Annotated in this window: 20 protein-coding genes; 17 read left to right on the top strand and 3 right to left on the bottom strand. The window is 59.6% G+C overall.

Annotated elements, in window-relative coordinates:
* The first annotated feature begins 265 nt into the window (after positions 1–265).
* From H3Z84_RS01370 to infA, 8 genes are all read left to right on the top strand, one after another.
* Complete coding sequence (locus H3Z84_RS01370; RefSeq protein WP_199455988.1) at positions 266–568, top strand: hypothetical protein; 303 nt, start codon at positions 266–268, stop codon at positions 566–568.
* A gap of 103 nt (positions 569–671) precedes the next feature.
* Complete coding sequence (locus H3Z84_RS01365; RefSeq protein WP_323126998.1) at positions 672–1,724, top strand: agmatine deiminase family protein; 1,053 nt, start codon at positions 672–674, stop codon at positions 1,722–1,724.
* Positions 1,721–2,626 (top strand): carbon-nitrogen hydrolase, encoded by a 906-nt coding sequence (locus H3Z84_RS01360; protein WP_094624184.1) that lies wholly within the window; start codon positions 1,721–1,723, stop codon positions 2,624–2,626. The genes H3Z84_RS01365 and H3Z84_RS01360 overlap by 4 nt, the downstream gene beginning before the upstream one ends.
* A gap of 7 nt (positions 2,627–2,633) precedes the next feature.
* Positions 2,634–3,545 carry an AAA family ATPase gene (locus H3Z84_RS01355; RefSeq protein WP_022989142.1) on the top strand — a complete coding sequence of 304 codons (912 nt, stop codon included), beginning with the start codon at positions 2,634–2,636 and terminating at the stop codon, positions 3,543–3,545.
* A 54-nt stretch (positions 3,546–3,599) separates the two neighbouring features.
* The gene (gene trxB, locus H3Z84_RS01350; protein WP_094624185.1) at positions 3,600–4,553 is read left to right on the top strand and encodes a thioredoxin-disulfide reductase; all 954 of its coding nucleotides are present in this window, start codon (positions 3,600–3,602) and stop codon (positions 4,551–4,553) included.
* 14 nt (positions 4,554–4,567) lie between these two features.
* Entirely contained in the window at positions 4,568–5,281 is a 714-nt protein-coding gene (aat, locus tag H3Z84_RS01345) for a leucyl/phenylalanyl-tRNA--protein transferase (protein ID WP_199455986.1), read from the top strand.
* A complete protein-coding gene (locus H3Z84_RS01340; protein ID WP_199455985.1) occupies positions 5,282–5,995 on the top strand; it encodes an arginyltransferase in 714 nt (237 codons plus the stop codon).
* 81 nt (positions 5,996–6,076) lie between these two features.
* Positions 6,077–6,295 carry a translation initiation factor IF-1 gene (gene infA, locus H3Z84_RS01335; RefSeq protein ID WP_014421226.1) on the top strand — a complete coding sequence of 73 codons (219 nt, stop codon included), beginning with the start codon at positions 6,077–6,079 and terminating at the stop codon, positions 6,293–6,295.
* Between the two features lie 53 nt (positions 6,296–6,348).
* Here the strand turns inward: infA and clpA are convergent, their stop codons facing one another.
* Together clpA and clpS are read right to left on the bottom strand one after the other, a co-directional pair.
* On the bottom strand, positions 6,349–8,619 hold the full coding sequence (gene clpA, locus H3Z84_RS01330; protein WP_199455984.1) for an ATP-dependent Clp protease ATP-binding subunit ClpA: 2,271 nt from the start codon (positions 8,617–8,619) through the stop codon (positions 6,349–6,351).
* A gap of 18 nt (positions 8,620–8,637) precedes the next feature.
* Entirely contained in the window at positions 8,638–8,997 is a 360-nt protein-coding gene (clpS, locus tag H3Z84_RS01325; protein WP_022987989.1) for an ATP-dependent Clp protease adapter ClpS, read from the bottom strand.
* A 297-nt stretch (positions 8,998–9,294) separates the two neighbouring features.
* On the opposite strand from clpS, the gene H3Z84_RS17235 reads away from it, so the two are divergent.
* From H3Z84_RS17235 to H3Z84_RS01285, 8 genes are all read left to right on the top strand, one after another.
* Positions 9,295–9,606: a cold shock domain-containing protein gene (locus H3Z84_RS17235; RefSeq protein ID WP_022987990.1), complete on the top strand. Its 312-nt coding sequence runs from the start codon at positions 9,295–9,297 to the stop codon at positions 9,604–9,606.
* A gap of 127 nt (positions 9,607–9,733) precedes the next feature.
* A complete protein-coding gene (locus H3Z84_RS01315; RefSeq protein ID WP_199455983.1) occupies positions 9,734–10,372 on the top strand; it encodes a pseudouridine synthase in 639 nt (212 codons plus the stop codon).
* Positions 10,369–10,818, top strand: a complete 450-nt coding sequence (locus H3Z84_RS01310; RefSeq protein ID WP_199455982.1) for an NUDIX hydrolase — start codon at positions 10,369–10,371, stop codon at positions 10,816–10,818. Before H3Z84_RS01315 ends, H3Z84_RS01310 begins: the two co-directional genes overlap by 4 nt.
* 51 nt (positions 10,819–10,869) lie before the next feature.
* A complete protein-coding gene (mnmA, locus tag H3Z84_RS01305) occupies positions 10,870–12,036 on the top strand; it encodes a tRNA 2-thiouridine(34) synthase MnmA (RefSeq protein ID WP_094624189.1) in 1,167 nt (388 codons plus the stop codon).
* Complete coding sequence (gene hflD, locus H3Z84_RS01300; protein WP_022987994.1) at positions 12,033–12,653, top strand: high frequency lysogenization protein HflD; 621 nt, start codon at positions 12,033–12,035, stop codon at positions 12,651–12,653. Before mnmA ends, hflD begins: the two co-directional genes overlap by 4 nt.
* Before the next feature lie 81 nt (positions 12,654–12,734).
* Positions 12,735–14,102, top strand: a complete 1,368-nt coding sequence (gene purB, locus H3Z84_RS01295) for an adenylosuccinate lyase (RefSeq protein WP_094624190.1) — start codon at positions 12,735–12,737, stop codon at positions 14,100–14,102.
* Between the two features lie 14 nt (positions 14,103–14,116).
* On the top strand, positions 14,117–15,268 hold the full coding sequence (locus tag H3Z84_RS01290) for a cupin domain-containing protein (protein ID WP_199455981.1): 1,152 nt from the start codon (positions 14,117–14,119) through the stop codon (positions 15,266–15,268).
* Between the two features lie 3 nt (positions 15,269–15,271).
* Positions 15,272–16,237, top strand: coding sequence for a GNAT family N-acetyltransferase (locus tag H3Z84_RS01285; RefSeq protein WP_199455980.1), 966 nt, complete (start codon positions 15,272–15,274; stop codon positions 16,235–16,237).
* Here H3Z84_RS01285 and H3Z84_RS01280 read toward each other — a convergent pair.
* On the bottom strand, positions 16,226–17,236 hold the full coding sequence (locus tag H3Z84_RS01280) for a LysR family transcriptional regulator (protein WP_058340040.1): 1,011 nt from the start codon (positions 17,234–17,236) through the stop codon (positions 16,226–16,228). The two genes, H3Z84_RS01285 and H3Z84_RS01280, sit on opposite strands and share 12 nt — an antisense overlap.
* Before the next feature lie 185 nt (positions 17,237–17,421).
* Between H3Z84_RS01280 and H3Z84_RS01275 the strand changes: the two genes are divergently transcribed.
* The gene (locus tag H3Z84_RS01275) at positions 17,422–19,395 is read left to right on the top strand and encodes an ATP-binding protein (protein ID WP_199455979.1); all 1,974 of its coding nucleotides are present in this window, start codon (positions 17,422–17,424) and stop codon (positions 19,393–19,395) included.
* Positions 19,396–19,400: the final 5 nt, after the last annotated feature.

Genomic DNA, 19,400 nt, shown 5'->3' with positions numbered 1-19,400 from the left:
GCCTGTCGCCACTTTCAGAGGGGTAGATGCCGGCGCGCATTATCGCCTTGGATCAAAATGCGTTGCAACCGCACCACCCGCCGCCCCATGGCCGGCAGGCTGCCCGCAAAACTGCCCCCGATGTGATCCAATGACTGAAAACACGGGGGCAAACCGGATAAACTCTCGAAAATATACTGACTTTTGCTAATATTTTCGGGATATTACGTTTTATACACATTCCGTGGACACACCACAGCATTCCGGCATCAGTGGAGAGCCATCTATGAACAACAAACGGAACCTGATCGCTGCCTTTACCATAGCCGCAGCAGTGGCGGTTGCAGCCCTGCCCCAGGCCCACGCAGAACAACTGACCATCCCGGTTGGCAGCCAGGCCGACCGCAGCCTGGTCAAACTGCCGGCCAACGGCATGACCGGCGATTCCGTGCAGGGCCGTTGGGGTGCCCCTATGGAGATTCGGGGCCCGGTTGGCCAGCCACCGATTACCCAGTGGCACTACCAGGATTTCGTGGTGTACCTGGAGCACGACCGGGTTATCCATGCGGTCATGAAGCGCCGCAAATAACCGGTCGGGGGCAATACACCGGTTTTTCATTGCCCATGTCCTGACGTTGCCTTAGCGGTCAGATAGAATGACTGCTTTTTGCGAACCAAGGTGGCAGATAACAGTGACTTCCAGACGAGTGTTGCCTGCGGAATGGGCTCCCCAGAGCGCAGTAATGTTGACCTGGCCTCACCCCGGAACCGACTGGGCCCGGATGAAGGCAGATGCAGAACAGGTCTTCCTCGACATCGCCAAAGCGGTACTGCGCTTTGAACATTTGGTAATCAGTTGCGAGTTTGTGGCCGGGCTGCAAAAGCTGGGGCAGGAACTGAACCAGTACGCTGAAGACAACCATCTCCCCGGCCGCGTTGTGGCCGTACCGGCCCCGGCCAATGACACCTGGGCACGGGACCACGGCCCCATTACCGTTACCGATGCTGACAGCGCCACGCTTCTGGATTTCAGCTTCAACGCCTGGGGCGGCAAATTCCCCTGGGAGAAAGACAACGCCCTCAACCGACACCTGGCCAATGCAGGCGTATTCGGCAAGACACCGATGCAAGCGGTGGATTTTGTCCTGGAAGGCGGCTCCATTGAGTCTGACGGCCAGGGCACCATCCTGGCCACCAGCGAATGCCTGCTGACCCCCACCCGCAACCCGGACCTTGATCGCTCAGACATCGAACATCGGCTCTCCGAGTTACTGGGCGCAGACCGCATATTGTGGCTGAACCACGGCTACCTGGCCGGCGACGACACCGACAGCCACATCGACACCCTCGCCCGCTTCTGCGCCCCGGACCACATCTGTTATGTCACCTGTCCGGATGTGGCAGACGAACACTACAGCGCCCTGGCCGCCATGGAAGAGGAACTGCAGGAGTTCCGCCAGCAGGATGGCAGCCCCTACAAGCTGACCGCCCTGCCCTGGCCCGATGCCATCTATGACGAAGAGGGCGAGCGCCTGCCGGCCACCTATGCCAACTTCCTGATTATCAACGATGCAGTTCTTTTGCCGGTCTACGATGTGCCGCAAGATCCGGAAGCCATTCGCATCATGGGTGAGATCTTCCCGGAGCGGGAAATCATTCCCGTTAACTGCCGTCCACTGATCCACCAGCATGGCAGCCTGCACTGTGTCACCATGCAGATTCCTGCCGGAGTCGTTTCCCTATGAGCCAGCTGAAAATCGCTGCTATCCAGCAAAAGTGCAGTAACGACAAAGCCGCCAGCCTGGCAACCTCCGAAAAACTGGTGAGGGAAGCCGCCACCGGGGGTGCGCAACTGGTGGTACTTCAGGAACTGCACGCCACCCTGTATTTTTGCCAGACCGAAGACACCGCCGTTTTCGAACTCGCCGAACCCATTCCGGGCCCCACCAGCAACCGCCTGTCGGAGCTGGCCAGGGAGCTGGGCATTGTGCTGGTAGGCTCTATCTTCGAGCGCCGGATGAACGGGGTGTATCACAACACCTCGGTGGTGTTTGATACCGACGGCAGCCTGGCCGGGATCTACCGGAAAATGCACATCCCGGACGACCCGGGCTTCTACGAAAAGTTCTATTTCACCCCGGGCGACGCCCGCTTCAACAATGGCGACAGCGGCTTTACCCCGATCAATACCTCCGTCGGCAAGCTCGGGGTATTGGTGTGCTGGGACCAGTGGTACCCGGAAGCCGCCCGCCTGATGGCGCTGGCTGGCGCGGAAATCCTGATCTATCCCACGGCCATCGGCTGGGATATTACCGACGAAGCCGACGAACAGGCCCGCCAGCTGGAAGCCTGGGTGACTGTTCAGCGGGGCCACGCGGTGGCTAACAACCTGCCGGTGATTGCCCCCAACCGAGTGGGCACAGAACCCGACCCATCCGGCCAGGGCGACGGCATCCGCTTCTGGGGCAACAGCTTTATCTGCGGGCCGCAGGGTGAGTTCCTGGCCCGGGCCGACGATGAAAGCGAATGCATTCTGACCGCCACGCTGGACCGTGACCGGACTGAATCCGTCAGGCGTATCTGGCCGTATCTTCGGGATCGGCGCATTGATGCCTACGACGACATTCTCAAACGGGTACGGGACTGAGGCCTGCATGAAACAGAAAATGGACAGCGTGGTTGCCGAGCTCAACAAGATCTTGCTGGGCAAAGACAACCAGATCCGCCTGGCCCTGTGTGGCCTGCTGGCTCGCGGCCACCTGCTGATCGAAGACATTCCGGGCATGGGCAAGACCACACTGTCCCATGCGCTGGCGAAGATCATGGGGCTGAGCTATCAACGCATCCAGTTCACCAACGACCTGCTACCGGCGGATGTTCTGGGTTATTCCATGTACGACCGGGAGGCCGGCAGCCTGGTGTTTCACCCGGGCCCGATCTTTGCCCAGGTGGTGCTGGCAGACGAAATCAACCGGGCCTCGCCCCGCACCCAGAGTGCGCTGCTGGAAGCCATGGAAGAGCGCCAGGTATCCATTGAAGGCGAAACCCGGCCACTGCCCTCTCCGTTCTTTGTGATTGCCACCCAGAACCCCATTGAACAGGGCGGCACCTTTCCGCTGCCGGAATCCCAGCTCGACCGTTTTCTGATGCGCCTGCAGCTGGGCTACCCGGATCCGAAAGCAGAAAGAGAGTTACTGGAAGGCGAAGACCGCCGGGCCATCACCGGGCGGCTGCAAGCCATACTGCCCCAGCCTGAACTGGAAGCAGCTCAGGCCGCCGTCGAAAAAGTCAGCGCCAGCCCTGCCCTGCTGGACTATCTGCAGCGATTGCTTGAACAAAGTCGGCGCATGCCTGGCCTGGTCTACGGCCTGTCGCCGCGAGCCGGCCTCGGGCTGTTAAGGGCCGCCAAGGCCTGGGCGCTGATGGCAGGGCGTGACCACGTGCTGCCAGACGACGTCCAGGCAGTGTTCCCCTCCGTGGCTGAGCACCGGCTTGAGCAGGGCGAATCCGGCAAGAGCAAGGAGCGGGTGCGACAGCTGCTGACCACGGTCTCGGTACTTGAATAATCCGGCTCCGGCCTCATACATCCAGATTACATATCACATACCAGCGAGATTCCCATGAGCGAAACACAGCATTCCCGACTGATCATTCTTGGTTCCGGCCCCGCAGGTTACACCGCAGCAGTCTATGCCGCCCGCGCCAACCTGAACCCGACCCTGATTACCGGCATTGAAGTGGGTGGACAGCTCACCACCACCACAGACGTGGACAACTGGCCGGGCGACAACGATGGCGTTCAGGGCCCGGAACTGATGCAGCGCATGCAGAAGCACGCCGAGCGCTTCGAAACCAGCATCGTGTACGACACCATCAATGAAGCCGACCTGCAGAACCGTCCGTTCCGCCTCAAGGGCGACAACGGCGAGTACACCTGCGATGCCCTGATCATCGCCACCGGTGCCTCCGCCATGTACCTGGGCCTGGAATCCGAAGAGAAGTTCAAGGGCCAGGGTGTGTCAGCCTGCGCCACCTGCGACGGTTTTTTCTACCGCAAGCAGAAAGTCGCTGTGATCGGTGGTGGCAACACCGCCGTTGAAGAAGCCCTGTACCTGTCCAACATTGCCGATGAAGTGACCCTGGTGCATCGCCGCGACAAGCTGCGCTCCGAGAAAATCCTGCAGGACAAGCTGTTCGAAAAGGCCGAGAACGGCAACGTGAAGATCGTCTGGAACCACACCCTGGATGAAGTACTGGGCGACGGCACCGGTGTAACCGGCATGCGCATCAAGAGTACCGAAGACGGCAGCACCCGGGACATCGACCTGGCCGGCGTATTCATCGCCATCGGCCACAAGCCGAACACCAGCCTGTTCGAAGGCCAGCTCGACATGGACAACGGCTATCTGCGTATCCAGTCCGGCCTGAACGGCATGGCCACCCAGACCAGCATTCCAGGCGTATTCGCCGCCGGCGACGTAGCCGACCACGTTTACCGCCAGGCTGTCACCTCCGCCGGTTTCGGCTGCATGGCCGCCCTGGATGCCGAGAAATTCCTGGACCAGCAGGACTAAACGGCCGACACGGAATGGCCTCTCTACCCTGGCTGGAGCCGGAGGAACTCTGGTTCCCTCCGGCCGACGAAGCACTGGACGATCCGGACGGTCTTCTCGCCGTGGGTGGCGACCTGTCCCGGGGCCGGCTCCTGCTGGCTTACCGGAACGGCATCTTCCCCTGGTTCAGCGACGACCAGCCCATTCTCTGGTGGTCCCCAAATCCCCGTTGCGTCCTGTTTCCGGACGAAGTCCACGTATCCCGCAGCCTGCGCCGCACCCTGAACCAGCACCGGTTCGAGGTTACCGCAGACCGATGCTTCAGCCGCATCATCCGGTTGTGTGCCACCACCCGCGCCGAAGGCACCTGGATTACCGACGACATGATCCAGGCCTATACCGACCTGCACCGGCACGGCACCGCACACTCCATCGAAGTCTGGAACCGCAACGGCGAGCTGGCCGGGGGTATGTACGGCATTGCCCTGGGACGCTGCTTCTTCGGTGAATCCATGTTTTCCCTGGAAACCAATGCTTCCAAGGTTTTGATGGTGCACCTGGCCCGCCAGCTGGCACAATGGGGTTACAGACTGATGGATTGCCAGGTCGAAAGCGACCATCTGCTCAGCATGGGTGCGCGAACTATTCCCAGGGGCGAGTTTTTATCTATACTCGGGAAGTACGTGGATCAAAAACCGGAAAAGGAAGACTGGGCCTTCAACTGGCGCTGGCCCGGGCCGGAGGAATGAATGAGCAATCTCAGAACGCTGGTCTTCTTCGCAACGCCGCCCCACGACTGCAGCTACCTGCCGGATCGCGAAGCCACCACCATGTTTGTGGACCCGAGGGCCAACGTCGACAAGAAACTCTACAGCCAACTGACTGCACTGGGCTTCCGGCGCAGTGGCTCCCACTATTACCGCCCACACTGTGAACATTGCAATGCCTGCGTGCCGGTACGCCTTAAAGTGGATCAGTTCCAGCCGGACCGTAACCAGCGCCGTGTCTTGCGCAAGAATGAAGACTTGTCGTGCCGGCTGGTGCCCGCCGCTTTCAGCGAGCGTTATTACCGGCTGTACGCCCATTACATCGAAGAACGCCACCGCGATGGCGATATGTACCCGCCCTCCAGGGAACAGTTCACTTCGTTTCTGGTAGACGGTGCCACCGACTCCTGGTTCCTGGAAATTTCCCTGGGAGACAAACTGGCCGGCCTGGCGGCGGTCGACTTGCTGGATGACGGCTTGTCCGCCATCTACACCATTTTTGCTCCGGAACTGGAAGACCGGAGCCTGGGCACCTTTGCCGTACTCTGGCAGATTGAAGAAGCCCGGCGCCGCGGCCTGCCCCATCTGTACCTGGGTTACTGGATCCGGGAATGCCGTAAAATGAACTACAAAACCCGTTTCAAACCCATCGAAGCGCTGCGCGACGGGCACTGGCGAGAACTGCAATCAGACTGACTTTTGCCAAACGGCAAGAATTCAGGCAGAATTGCGCAATTTAAAATCACCGAAAAGCATTCCGAACGAGGTTTCTACTGAATGGCGAAATCAGATGTCATTGAAATGGAAGGCGTTATTATCGACACCCTTCCCAACACCATGTTCCGCGTTGAGCTGTCCAACGGCCACGTTGTGACTGCCCACATCTCAGGAAAAATGCGCAAGAACTACATCCGCATCCTGACCGGAGACAAGGTCAAGGTTGAGCTGACTCCCTATGACCTGAGCAAGGGCCGCATCGTATACCGCGCCCGTTAATCTGCTCGAGTGACATCTGAAAAGCCCCGCAAGTGCGGGGCTTTTTTGTTGCTTCAGAGGGCTTCTGCCGGCTCGTTCTCGTACTCGAACACCAGCTCGTCGCCTTTCAGGTGGATGAACACATCCCCACCCTTCTCTGCCAGGCTTCCGAACAGGATCTGCTCGGCCAGTGGCCGCTTGATCTTGTCCTGGATCAGACGCGCCATCGGGCGTGCGCCCATGGTCACATCGTAACCCTTCTCGGCCAGCCACACCTTGGCAGCCTCATCCACATGCAACACCACGTGTTTCTCATCCAGTTGCGCCTGCAACTCGGTGAGGAACTTGTCCACCACATGGGTAATGGTGGCCTTCTGCAGGTCGGCAAACTGGATAATGCCATCCAGGCGGTTACGGAACTCCGGCGTGAAGGTCTTGCTGATCACTTCCATGCCGTCAGTACTATGGTCCTGCTCGCTGAAGCCGATGGAGCGGCGAGCCATGCTCTCGGCGCCGGCGTTGGTGGTCATCACCAGGATCACGTGGCGGAAATCCGCCTTGCGGCCGTTGTTATCGGTCAGGGTACCGTGGTCCATCACCTGCAGCAGCAGGTTGAACACCTCGGGGTGCGCCTTCTCGATTTCATCCAGCAGCAACACACAGTGCGGATGCTTGTTGACCGCCTCGGTCAGCAGGCCGCCCTGGTCGTAACCGACATAGCCCGGAGGCGCACCGATCAACCGCGATACGGTATGGCGCTCCATGTATTCGGACATATCGAAGCGAACCAGTTCGATGCCCAGAACCTTGGCCAGCTGCTTGGTCACTTCCGTCTTACCAACACCGGTCGGACCGGCAAACAGGAAGGCACCTTCCGGCTTCTCAGGTGCTTTCAGGCCGGCGCGGGCCAGCTTGATGGCCGTAGCCAGGGATTCGATGGCCGGATCCTGCCCGAACACCACCATTTTCAGGTCCCGCTCCAGGTTACGCAGCAGGTCTTTGTCGCTGGTGGAAACGTTCTTCGGCGGAATGCGCGCAATATTCGCCACCACGTCTTCGATATCCGAAACTTCGATGGTTTTCTTGCGCTTGTCTTCCGGTTGCAGCCGCTGCCGGGCACCGGCTTCATCAATCACATCAATGGCCTTGTCCGGCAGGTGGCGGTCGGTGATGTACCGGTCTGCCAGCTCTGCAGCCACGCGCAGAGCCTGGTCGGTGTAGGTCAGGTCGTGGTGTTTCTCGAAATTCGGCTTCAGGCCTTTGAGAATCTGGTAGGTATCTTCAACACTCGGCTCGTTCACATCGATTTTCTGGAAGCGACGGGCCAGGGCGCTGTCTTTCTCGAAGATTCCCCGGAACTCCTGGAACGTTGTCGAACCGATGCAGCGCAGTTCGCCGGAACTGAGCATCGGCTTGAGCAGGTTCGAGGCATCCATCACACCGCCGGATGCCGAACCGGCACCGATGATGGTGTGGATCTCGTCGATAAACAGGATGGCATGATCCTGTTTTTTCAGGTCGCTCAGCAGGCCTTTCAGGCGCTTTTCGAAATCACCGCGGTACTTGGTACCGGCCAGCAACGCGCCCATATCGAGGGAATACACCACCGCATCGGAGATGATATCCGGCACCTGGCCGTCAACAATGCGCTTGGCCAGGCCCTCGGCGATGGCGGTTTTACCGACACCGGCCTCGCCCACCAGCAAGGGGTTGTTCTTGCGGCGACGCACCAGGATCTGCACCACCCGCTCCACTTCGTGCTCGCGGCCGATCAACGGGTCGATCCGGCCCTGCCGTGCCTGTTCATTCAGGTTGGTTGCGTAGCTGTCCAGCGGGCTGGACTGGCTGCCTTCTTCTCCGGCTTCTTCGTGGGCGGAATGATCCAAACCGTCCTGGTCTTCTGCACCCTGTACCCGGGAAATTCCGTGGGAGACAAAGTTGACCACATCGATCCGGGCAATGTTCTGCTTCTTCAGCACGTACACCGCCTGGCTTTCCTGCTCACTGAAAATCGCCACCAGTACGTTGGCGCCGGTGACTTCTTTCTTGCCGGAAGACTGCACATGGAATACCGCCCGCTGCAGCACACGCTGGAAGCCCAGTGTCGGCTGGGTTTCGCGTTCGCTGTCGGTGCTCGGTATCAGAGGTGTGGTTGAATCCACGAATTCGACCAGCTCTTCCTCGAGCCGCTGGAGGTCTGCACCACAGGCTTTGAGAACGCCCACCGCCGATTCGTTGTCGAGAAGGGCCAACAACAAATGCTCCACGGTCATAAACTCATGACGCTTGTCCCGGGCATTTTTGAAGGCCGTATTCAGCGTAATTTCAAGATCTTTGCTCAGCATGGGCCACCCCGCCGTCTATCAGTCAGCACGTTCAATCTCACAAAGGAGCGGATGCTCACATTCCGAAGAATACTGATTCACCTGTGCCGCCTTTGTTTCTGCGATGTCACGGGTATATACCCCACATACGGCTTTTCCCTGCGTATGGACGAGCAGCATCACCTGCGTCGCCTTTTCCTCATTCATTCCGAAGAACTTCATCAATACTTCCACCACGAAGTCCATGGGTGTGTAATCGTCGTTCAGGAGCACCACCCTGAATCGGGCCGGGCGCTTCAGGGCAGGCTTTTCAGGCGCAACACTGACCCCCTCATGGCGCCCTGGCTGTTCGTCCTCCCCCTGATTGAATACTAGTAGAGAATTCTTAATTGTCCGCATGGTTCTGTTTACCGGTTATTCGGTTTCCTGACTAAATGTGGTTGCCCGACTGCGGCTTTTCAAGCCGGAAGCGGAGCAAGCGTGCGTTATTTATCAATACGGACATGATACAGCTTCCAGACCTGCTTCAACCACTCATTCACCCCGTCAGAACTCTTGACTCAGACGCCGGATTGGCAGAGAGTTAACCTGCATTGTAAAACAATGTAAATAAACGCAAGACTTATGTAACCAGAAGCAACACTCGCACAACGCTCAATCCAATAATAAGACAGACAGGGAACAAGGGAGTTCATCATGCCAAGAGGCAAAGTCAAATGGTTCAACAACGCCAAGGGATACGGCTTTATTATCGAAGACGGCTGCAGTGACGATCTGTTCGCCCATTTTTCTTCGGTACAGATGGAGGGTTATAAAACCCTGAAGGCAGGCCAGTCGGTCACCTTCGACAAAAAGCCGGTCGAAAAAGGCGTTCACGCCATCAACATCGTACCCGATGAAGCGCCAGCAAAGCGGGAACCGGGCCAGGAGTCCGGGCAAGGCGGCGAGTCCCCGGATAGCGGGCTGTCAGGCCACTCGGGGTATCCTCCGAGAGCTGTGAACGGCTGAGACAGGCGCGGCGATTATTTCCCCGATTCCTGCCGGGTAGCCGGCAGGCCGTGTCTTTTTGTGCTTTTTCCGGAATTCCGAATCCTTTAGGCTTGCCACTCCTCCGTATTACCAACAGGAACCGTGCATGGCCGAGCTGATTCTGTTCAACAAACCTTTCCAGGTGCTGAGCCAGTTCACCGATGACCGCGCCGGACAACCCCGCGCAACCCTTGCCCAATGGATTAAAAAGCCCGGTTTCTACCCCGCCGGCCGGCTGGACTATGACTCCGAAGGCCTGTTGCTGCTGACCAACCACGGCGCGCTGCAGCACCGGATTGCCTCCCCCACCAACAAAATGCCGAAAACCTACTGGGTGCAGGTTGAAGGGGAGATCTCCGACGATGCAATCGGACAACTGTGCAGCGGTGTCGAACTGAAAGACGGCCTGACCCGCCCCGCCAGCGCCAGGCGGATAGCAGAACCGGAGGTCTGGGCCCGGGTACCTCCGGTGCGTTACCGTGAATCCGTCCCCACCAGCTGGCTGGAACTCACCATTACCGAAGGCCGTAACCGGCAGGTGCGGCGCATGACAGCCGCCGTGGGCTACCCTACCCTGAGACTGATCCGCTACCGGATAGGGGACTGGACACTGGACGGCCTGAAACCCGGCCATTTCCGCCTTGAAACCATTCACTTGCCAGACACTCCGCCGGCTGGCAAGCAAAACCCGCGCAAGGCCAAGCCCGGGCGCCGCACGACCAACAGGAGGCCAAGCCGAAAATGACCTGGAAACCCCATGCCACCGTGGCCGTTGTGGCCGAAGACGAACAGGGCCGCTTTCTGCTGGTTGAAGAGGAAAGCCACGGCAAGGTCGTTTTCAACCAGCCTGCCGGGCATATCGAGGAAGGCGAAGCCATTCTGGATGCAGTCCGGCGCGAAGCACTGGAAGAAACCGGCTGGCAGGTTGAGCCGGAGTCCTTCCTTGGCGTTTACACCTACAAGGCCCCGGCCAACGGCGTTACCTACTACCGCTTCTGTTACGCCGCCAAAGCCGTCAGGCAAATCACCACCGAGCTGGATACCGGCATTATCGCCCCGCACTGGCTTACCCTGGACGAAATCCGCAACCTGGGCACCCGGCTGCGCAGCCCGCTGGTGCTGCAGTGCATCGAGGATTACCGAAACGGCCGGCGATTCCCCCTTGAAGTGGTGGTCGACGGACAGACGTAACCGCCACAAGATGGTAAAATCGCCCCTTTTCAGCGGTAACCCGGAAAACCAATGACCCAGACTGCAGAACCCAAGACTCCCCAGAACACCCGCGTGATCGTCGGCATGTCCGGCGGCGTGGACTCCTCCGTAGCTGCCTGGTTGCTGAAAGACCAGGGCTACCAGGTGGAAGGCCTGTTCATGAAGAACTGGGATGAAGACGACGGCACCGAGTACTGCACTGCCATGACAGACCTGGCCGATGCCCAGGCGGTGGCCGATGCCATCGGTATAAAGCTGCACACCGCCAGCTTTGCCGCCGAATACTGGGACCGGGTGTTCGAGCATTTCCTGTCCGAATACAGCGCCGGGCGCACCCCGAACCCGGACATCCTGTGCAACAAGGAAGTAAAATTCCGCGCTTTCCTGGATTACGCCGTCACCCTGGGCGCCGACTACATTGCCACCGGCCACTACACCCGCCAGCGCCCCCTCAACGATGGCAGTGGCAAAGCGCAACTGCTGAAGGGACTAGATCCGAACAAAGACCAGAGCTACTTCCTGCACGCCGTCTCCGGCGACCGCATCGCCCGCACCCTGTTCCCGGTGGGCGAGCTGGAAAAGCCGGAAGTTCGCCGCATTGCCGAAGCCCAGGGTTTTGTAACCCACGACAAGAAAGATTCCACCGGTATCTGCTTCATCGGCGAGCGCAAGTTCACCGACTTCCTGAAGCAATACCTGCCGGCCCAGCCCGGCAACATTGAAACGCCGGACGGCAAGGTGATCGGCAAGCACCAGGGACTGATGTACCACACCATTGGTCAGCGCCAGGGTCTTGGCATTGGCGGCCTGGCGGAGTTTGGCGATGAACCCTGGTACGTGGCAGAAAAAGACCTGTCCCGCAACGTGCTGATCGCCGTTCAGGGCAAGAACCACCCGCTGCTGTTTTCCCGGGGCCTGGTCTCCGGCGCCATCGACTGGGTCGCAGGCGAACCGCCGGCGCAGCAGTTCCGGTGCAAGGCCAAAACCCGTTACCGCCAGCCGGACCAGGACTGCGAAGTCACGATCATCGATGGAGGCGTGAAGGTAGTCTTTGACGATGCCCAGCGTGCGGTGACCCCCGGGCAATCTGTAGTGTTCTATCAAGGCGCAATCTGTCTCGGTGGCGGTGTGATTGAAGAAACCTGGCGCGATGGCGAGCCCCTGCCCGCCCGCCTGGCTGCGGAAGCCGACGCATGAGCCGTTCCCTGCACGACCAGACCCTGGCCCTGGCGGGTATCTTTCAGGCAGCCGCGCTGGTGCGGGAAATTGCCCACACCGGCTACTGCAACGAAGCGGCCATGGAAACCTGCATCCGCTCGCTGTTTGCCACAGATCCTGAGACCACGCTGGATGTTTACGGTGGCGAGTTGTCCGACATCCGCGATGGCCTGCAGGTGCTGTCGACCGTATTCGCCCAGCAAGCCCGTCCGCAGGACGCAGAGGTCCTGCGCTATGTGCTGAACCTGATTCACCTGGAATCCAAGCTCAAGCGCAAGGGCGATGTAATGGATGTGCTCGGCAACCGCATTGAGCAGGCCCGCCACACCGCCAGCCATTTCGGTTACACCCACAGCAACCTGCTGAGCAACCTGGCATCCGTATACAGCGACACCATCAGTACCCTGGGCCCGCGCATCCAGGTCAGCGGTAACCCCAACATGCTGCAGCGGGAAGACAACCAGCACAAAGTCCGTGCCCTGCTGCTGGCCGGCATCCGTTCGGCTGTACTCTGGCGCCAGAGTGGCGGCCACCGCTGGCAACTGATCTTCAAGCGCAAGAAAGTGATCCTGCACGCCAGGGAGCTGCTGCGCTGATTCGCAGCGTCCTCTGGTGTATCATTAACGCCTTCATATTTTCCCGATCCGATTTTTCTTTGATGAACTGAGAGGTTTTCGATGGAACTCACCGCCCTGACCGCTATTTCCCCGGTCGATGGCCGCTACGGCAGTAAAGTCAGCGTATTTCGCAGCATCTTCAGTGAATACGGCCTGATCCGTAACCGGGTAACCGTCGAAATCCGCTGGCTGCAACAATTGGCCGCACACCCGGCCATTACCGAAGTGCCGGCGTTCTCTGCCGAAGCCAATGCCTTCCTGGACAAGCTGGTCAGCGAATTCAGCCTGGCCGATGCCGAGCGCATCAAGGAAATCGAACGCACCACCAACCACGATGTGAAAGCGGTCGAATACCTGATCAAAGAAAAGATCGCCGATGTGCCCGAGCTGCACGCAGTGACCGAATTCGTGCACTTCGCCTGCACCTCCGAAGACATCAACAACCTGTCCCACGCCCTGATGCTGCGCGAAGGACTGGACCATGGACTGCTGCCAGGCATGGAAAAGGTGGTCGACAAGCTGGCCGAGCTGGCCAAGGAACACGCCGAACAGCCGATGCTGTCCCGCACCCATGGCCAGACCGCCTCTCCCACGACCGTGGGCAAGGAACTGGCCAACGTGGTTTACCGCCTGCGCCGCCAGTTGCTGCAGATTCGTGAAGTGGAAATCATGGGCAAGATCAACGGCGCCGTGGGCAACTACAACGCCCACCTGTCTGCCTATCCGGATGTAGACTGGGCCGCCAACGCCGAAGAGTTCGTCGAGAGCCTGGGCCTGGACTGGAACCCGTACACCACCCAGATCGAGCCCCACGACTACATCGCCGAGCTGTATGATGCCATTGCCCGCTTCAACACCATCCTGATCGACCTCGACCGGGACATCTGGGGCTACATCTCACTGGGTTACTTCAAGCAGAAGACGGTGGCCGGCGAAATTGGCTCCTCTACCATGCCCCACAAGGTGAACCCCATCGACTTCGAAAACTCCGAAGGCAACCTGGGCATCGCCAACGCCATCTTCGGCCACCTGTCTGCCAAGCTGCCGATTTCCCGCTGGCAGCGTGACCTGACCGACTCCACCGTACTGCGCAACCTGGGTGTTGGTTTCGCCCACAGCCTGATTGCCTACGAAGCCTCCCTGAAAGGCCTGGGCAAGCTGGAAATCAACCCGGCGCGCCTGAACGAAGACCTGAACAACGCCTGGGAAGTACTGGCCGAGCCGATCCAGACCGTGATGCGCCGCTACAACATCGAAAAGCCCTACGAAAAACTCAAGGACTTGACCCGCGGCAAAACCATGAGCGCGGAAGTCATCAAGAATTTCGTGGAGACCCTGGAAATTCCGGAAGAAGCCAAGGCCGAACTGCGCAACCTGACTCCGGACACCTACATCGGTAATGCCGTCGAACAGGCCGGCAACATTTAAACGGGAGCAACACCATGGACATGCTTGGCGGATTTACAGCTTCTGAATTTCTGCGGGATTACTGGCAGAAAAAGCCCCTGGTGATCCGTCAGGCATTTCCCGGTTTCCAGTGCCCGGTCAGCCCGGACGAACTGGCCGGCCTGGCTTGTGAAGAAGCGGTGGAATCCCGCATCGTCATCGAGAACGATGCAGGCAAACCCTGGCAACTGCACAACGGCCCGTTCAACCCGGATCGCTTCAGCGACCTGCCGGAACAGGACTGGACCCTGCTGGTTCAGGGCCTGGACCACTGGGTACCGGAAATTGCCGACCTGCTCGACAACTTCCGTTTCGTCCCCAACTGGCGCCTGGATGACATCATGGCCAGCTACGCCCCGAAAGGTGGCAGCGTCGGCCCTCACTACGACATGTACGACGTCTTCCTGCTGCAGGCCCAGGGCCATCGCCGCTGGACCTTTGGTGGCCACTGCGACCACACATCGCCAAGGGTGGAAGGCACGCCCCTGCGCATCCTGAGCAGCTGGGACGGCGAAGAAACCGTCACCCTGGCACCGGGCGATATGCTGTACCTGCCCCCGGGTATCGGCCACCACGGTGTGGCGGAAGACGACTGCATCACCCTGTCTGTCGGCTTTCGTGCGCCCACCATCGACGACATCCTGACCAGCTTTACCGATTTCCTGAGTCAGAAAGAAAAGGCCGCCGAACACCTGGACGACCCGGACCTACAGGTTCAGGACAACCCGGGCACCATCGGTGCGGAGGTTATCGACCGGCTGGATACGGTAATCCGCGAACAGCTGGGCGACCGCCGCAACCTGGCCCTGTGGTTCGGCCAGTTCACCACCGCTCCCAAGAGCATGGACATCGTGGTGCCGGCAGAGGAACCCGCTGAAGCAGAAGACCTGGCGGAAGCCATCCGCGCCGGCGAGCAGCTGCGCTGGAACGAAGGCTCCCGCTTTGCCTACCATGAACTGGCCGGTGAAACCGCCCTGTTTGTGGATGGTGAGCAATACCTGCTGAAAGGCGATGCCCAGCTACTGGCACCCTTGCTGTGTGCCGGAGCCCGCATTGATATGTCGGCCCTGGCCGAATTTGCCGGTGACGAGGCCCTGCTGGGCCTGTTGACCAACCTGTATAACCAGGGTTCGTTGTACTTCGAGTAAGCTATGACTCCGAGATTTCGCAAATACAGCTGGCAACTGGCCCCTGCCTCCATCCGCGACATCCGTCAGCGGGTGTTTATCGATGAGCAGAAGGTGCCGCCGGAGCTTGAGTGGGACGACACTGACGAGATTGCCGATCATTACCTGGCAGTCGATCATGGCAATACCCCCATGGCCACCGCCCGGCTGTTTTCCACCATGGAAGAAACCGGTTTTATCGGGCGAATGGCTGTGCTTCCGGAATACCGTGGCCAAGGTGTGGGCGAGGCGCTGCTGCGGCACCTGGTTGCGGAATCAGCCGGGCGCTTCCAGGAACTTCGGCTATCAGCCCAGAACCACGCCACCGGCTTCTACGGGCGCTTCGGCTTCCATATTTGCTCCGAGCCCTACGATGACGCCGGCATCCCCCACCTGGATATGCGTTGCCTTGCGCCCTCGCTGGCCCACCAGGCACTCGCTGACCGCACCCAACCGCTGATTCTCGGGGCCGACACCGAGAGCTGGCTGTTCCACGACGAAGCCACTATGCTCGGCCTGATGGATTCGCTGGTGGGCCAGGCCGGCCAGCGCCTGTGGCTGTATGACAACCTGCTGGACCACGACCTGTATGACCGTTACCGGCTGCGGGAACTGATTTCTGCGGTAGCCCGCCGACACCGCCTGAGCGAAGTCCGCCTGCTGATCCACGACGACAAACCCCTGGTGAAACGCCGGCACCAGCTGGTTGAGCTGATGCGTCGCCTGAGCAGCCGCATGGAGCTAAGGCTGGTAAACGCCGACTACCCGATGGAAGACCAGCCGTTCATGCTGGTTGACCGTGAAGGGGTTCTTTACCGCCACCACTTCAACAAACCCGACGGCTTTGCCGGCTTCGCCGCATCAGGCCGGGTAAAACTGATGGAAGAATCCTTCCAGCGCATGTGGGACGCCGCCCGCCCCTCCATGGAACTGCGGGAACTACCGCTCTGAGTGTTGCCCGTAGATTGCCTGGGGCGATTCGAAACGGGCACCGAACGGCGCAAACTCCTCATCCACCTCCTCGGCCACTTCAATGATCAGCCGGCGCAACCACTGATGGTCACTGTTGTGCTGCAGCAAGGGACTCCAGGCCATTTTCAGTTCGAACGGCGGGATTTCGAACGGCGGCACCTTCACCACCAGGTTCGGATTATCTTTCTGCAGCCAGGCCGCCCGTGACGGCAGCGTTGCAATCAGGTCGTGCTGCTCGGCCAGCAACATGGCCACCTGGTAATGGCGGGTAAACACGGAAATCTGGCGTTTACGCCCCATCCGCCCCAGGGCTTCGTCTACCCACCCCAAACGCTGGACATCTTTCGGGTTTACCCCGACACCCACACCAAAACCGGTTTTGCTGACCCAGATATGGCTGGCTTCCAGGTAGGTGTCCAGGGTGAACGGCTGCTTGAGGATCGGATTGTGGGAATTCATCAGGCAGGCAAAGTATTCGGTCCAGAGGGTTTTCTGGTGAAACGACTGGGGAATCTTGTCGAAGCGGTTGATGGCCATGTCGAGCCGGCCCTGCTCCACATCCAGGAAGCTGACATCACTGGGGGTCAGGACATCCAGGGTCACATGGGGCGCTTCCTGGCGAATCCGCCGCAATACCCTCGGCATCAGGCAGGATTCTGCGTAGTCACTGGCCATGATCCGGAACACGCGCTGGCTGTCGTGGGCCGCAAACGGCGTCTTTTCCTGCACCGCCTGTTCGATGTTCGACAAGATCCCCCGCACCAGGGGCTGCAGCTCCCGGGCCCGTTCAGTCGCGGTCATGCCTTCGCTGGTACGAACCAGCAAGGGATCGCCGAACAAGTCCCGCAAGCGGCGCAGGCCGTTACTCATGGCCGGCTGGGTAATGCCCAGATGGTTGGCGGCCTTGGTCACATTGCGCTCCCGCAGCAACACATCCAGGTACACCAGCAGGTTGAGGTCTACGCGGGAAATATCCATGGGCAACTCCATCAGGGGTTCTCGGCCCGACAACCGGCCGACTATTCACCGCTTCAATATACAGGAATCATATGATTCATTAAATGAATGGGATGATGCGGTTACGCAGGTTAACGGACTGATCCGGAGAATTCTGCTACGCTCTGGCGCAAAACACCGCGCTTATCCAGGGATCCACCACCACCGTGTTCAAAAGTTTCAGGCAACGGCTCTCCTACCGCCTTACCCGGGACACCGTTCTGGTTGCCATGGCCGTAGGCCTGGTACTGAACCTGATCCAGATTACCCTGGATTATTTTGACGCCCGCGATTCCATGGAGCGGGAAGTCCAAGCCCTGATTGAAACCAGCCACAGCCCCGCGTCGCAGATTGCCTACAACATAGACATGCGGCTGGCCGATGAACTCCTCGACGGCCTGCTGCAGCACCCGGCCGCCATCGATGCCCGGCTGATCGATAACGAAGGCCAGACCATGTCGGCCTCCAGCGAAAGCAGCCCGGAATCCCGCTACCGCTGGGCCAGCGACCTGTTGTTCGGCGCAGACCGGGTGTTCCGGGAAAGCCTTCGGGTACCCCAGCTGGCAGACCTGCCCCTGGGCCAGCTAGTGGTCACCATCGATACCTACCACTACGGCATAAGGTTCCTTGAGCGTGCCACCTACACCCTGGTTATCGGGCTACTGAAAAGCCTGGCGTTATCCGGGGTGTTGCTGGCCATTTTCTACTTTGTGCTCACCCGCCCCATGCTCAACGTAATCAACGCCCTGAGCCAGGTAAACGCCAGCTCCCCGGAAAAAGTTCGCCTGCCGGTTCCGGAAAACCACCGGGAAGACGAGATCGGCACCATGGTGGGCATTATCAATGAACACCTGGAAAACATGGACAACAGCGTTTCGCAACTGCGAACGGCTGAAGCTACCATGAAGAACTATTCCAGCCAGCTGGAACAGGAAGTTGCGGACCGGACCCGGGAAATTTCCGAGAAAAACGACGCCCTTCAGCGGGGTAACCGGGCCCTGGTCAAGGCAAAGGAGGATGCGGTACGGCGCGCCCGCACGAGGGCCAACTTCCTGGCCAGCATGAGCCATGAAATCCGAACGCCCCTGAACGGCGTGCTGGGGATGCTGGGGCTGGCGCTGGAAAGCGAAAAAGACCAGGGCCAGCGCAATCGCCTGGAAATTGCCCTGAATGCCGGGGAAAACCTGCTTGGCCTGCTCAACGACATCCTGGACATTTCCAAGGTGGAGGCCGGAAAGCTAAGCCTGGAGACCATACCGTTCAGCATGCGCAAGCTGATCGACGAATGCACCACGCTGCACCGCCAACAGGCCGAAGGCAAACAGATCCAGCTGATCAGCGAAACCGATCCGGACTTACCCGCCTGCTTTCTGGGTGATCCCACCCGCACCCGGCAGATCATCAATAACCTGCTGGGCAACGCCATCAAATTCACCGACACCGGCAGTGTAAAAGTACGCACCAGCTGGACCGGTGGCAGCCTGCGTATCGAAGTGATCGACACCGGCATTGGCATGTCCGAGCAGGGGCTGAAAAGCATTTTCTCGCCCTTCTCCCAGGCCGATACCGGCACAACACGGCTTTATGGCGGCACCGGTCTGGGGCTGACCCTTTGCCGGCAGCTGGTTGAGCATATGCACGGGCGTATCCTGGTGGATTCCAGCAAAGGGGCCGGCACTCACTTCACGGTCATCTTGCCGCTGGCCGTGGCAGAAGCGGACACCAGACCTCAGGCCCCGGAAGCCATCACGGAACGGGCAAGCGACCGGCCTTTATCGATCCTTCTGGTGGAAGACAACCGGGTAAACCAGCTGGTTGCCAGTGGCCTGCTGAAGAAACTCGGGCACCGGGTAGACCTGGCAGAGAACGGTGAACGGGCACTGGCGGCACTGGAAAGCCGCCGTTACGACATCATTCTGATGGATTGCCAGATGCCGGTGATGGACGGTTTCGAGGCTACCCGTGCCATCCGGCAGAACCCGAAATGGGCGGATCTTCCGGTTATAGCGGTAACCGCCAATGCCTTACAGGGAGACCGGGAACACTGCCTGGCGTCCGGCATGAACGACTATGTGACCAAGCCTTACCAGCGGGATGAGTTGCGGGCCATTATCAGCCGCTGGGCACCGCCGGCCGGGTAGTTGCC

The organism is Marinobacter sp. bablab_jr003, assembly GCF_016464245.1.
Lineage (GTDB): Bacteria > Pseudomonadota > Gammaproteobacteria > Pseudomonadales > Oleiphilaceae > Marinobacter > Marinobacter vinifirmus.
Note: the sequence above shows the minus strand (reverse complement) of the source record. Positions and strands in the feature narration are given on the sequence as shown.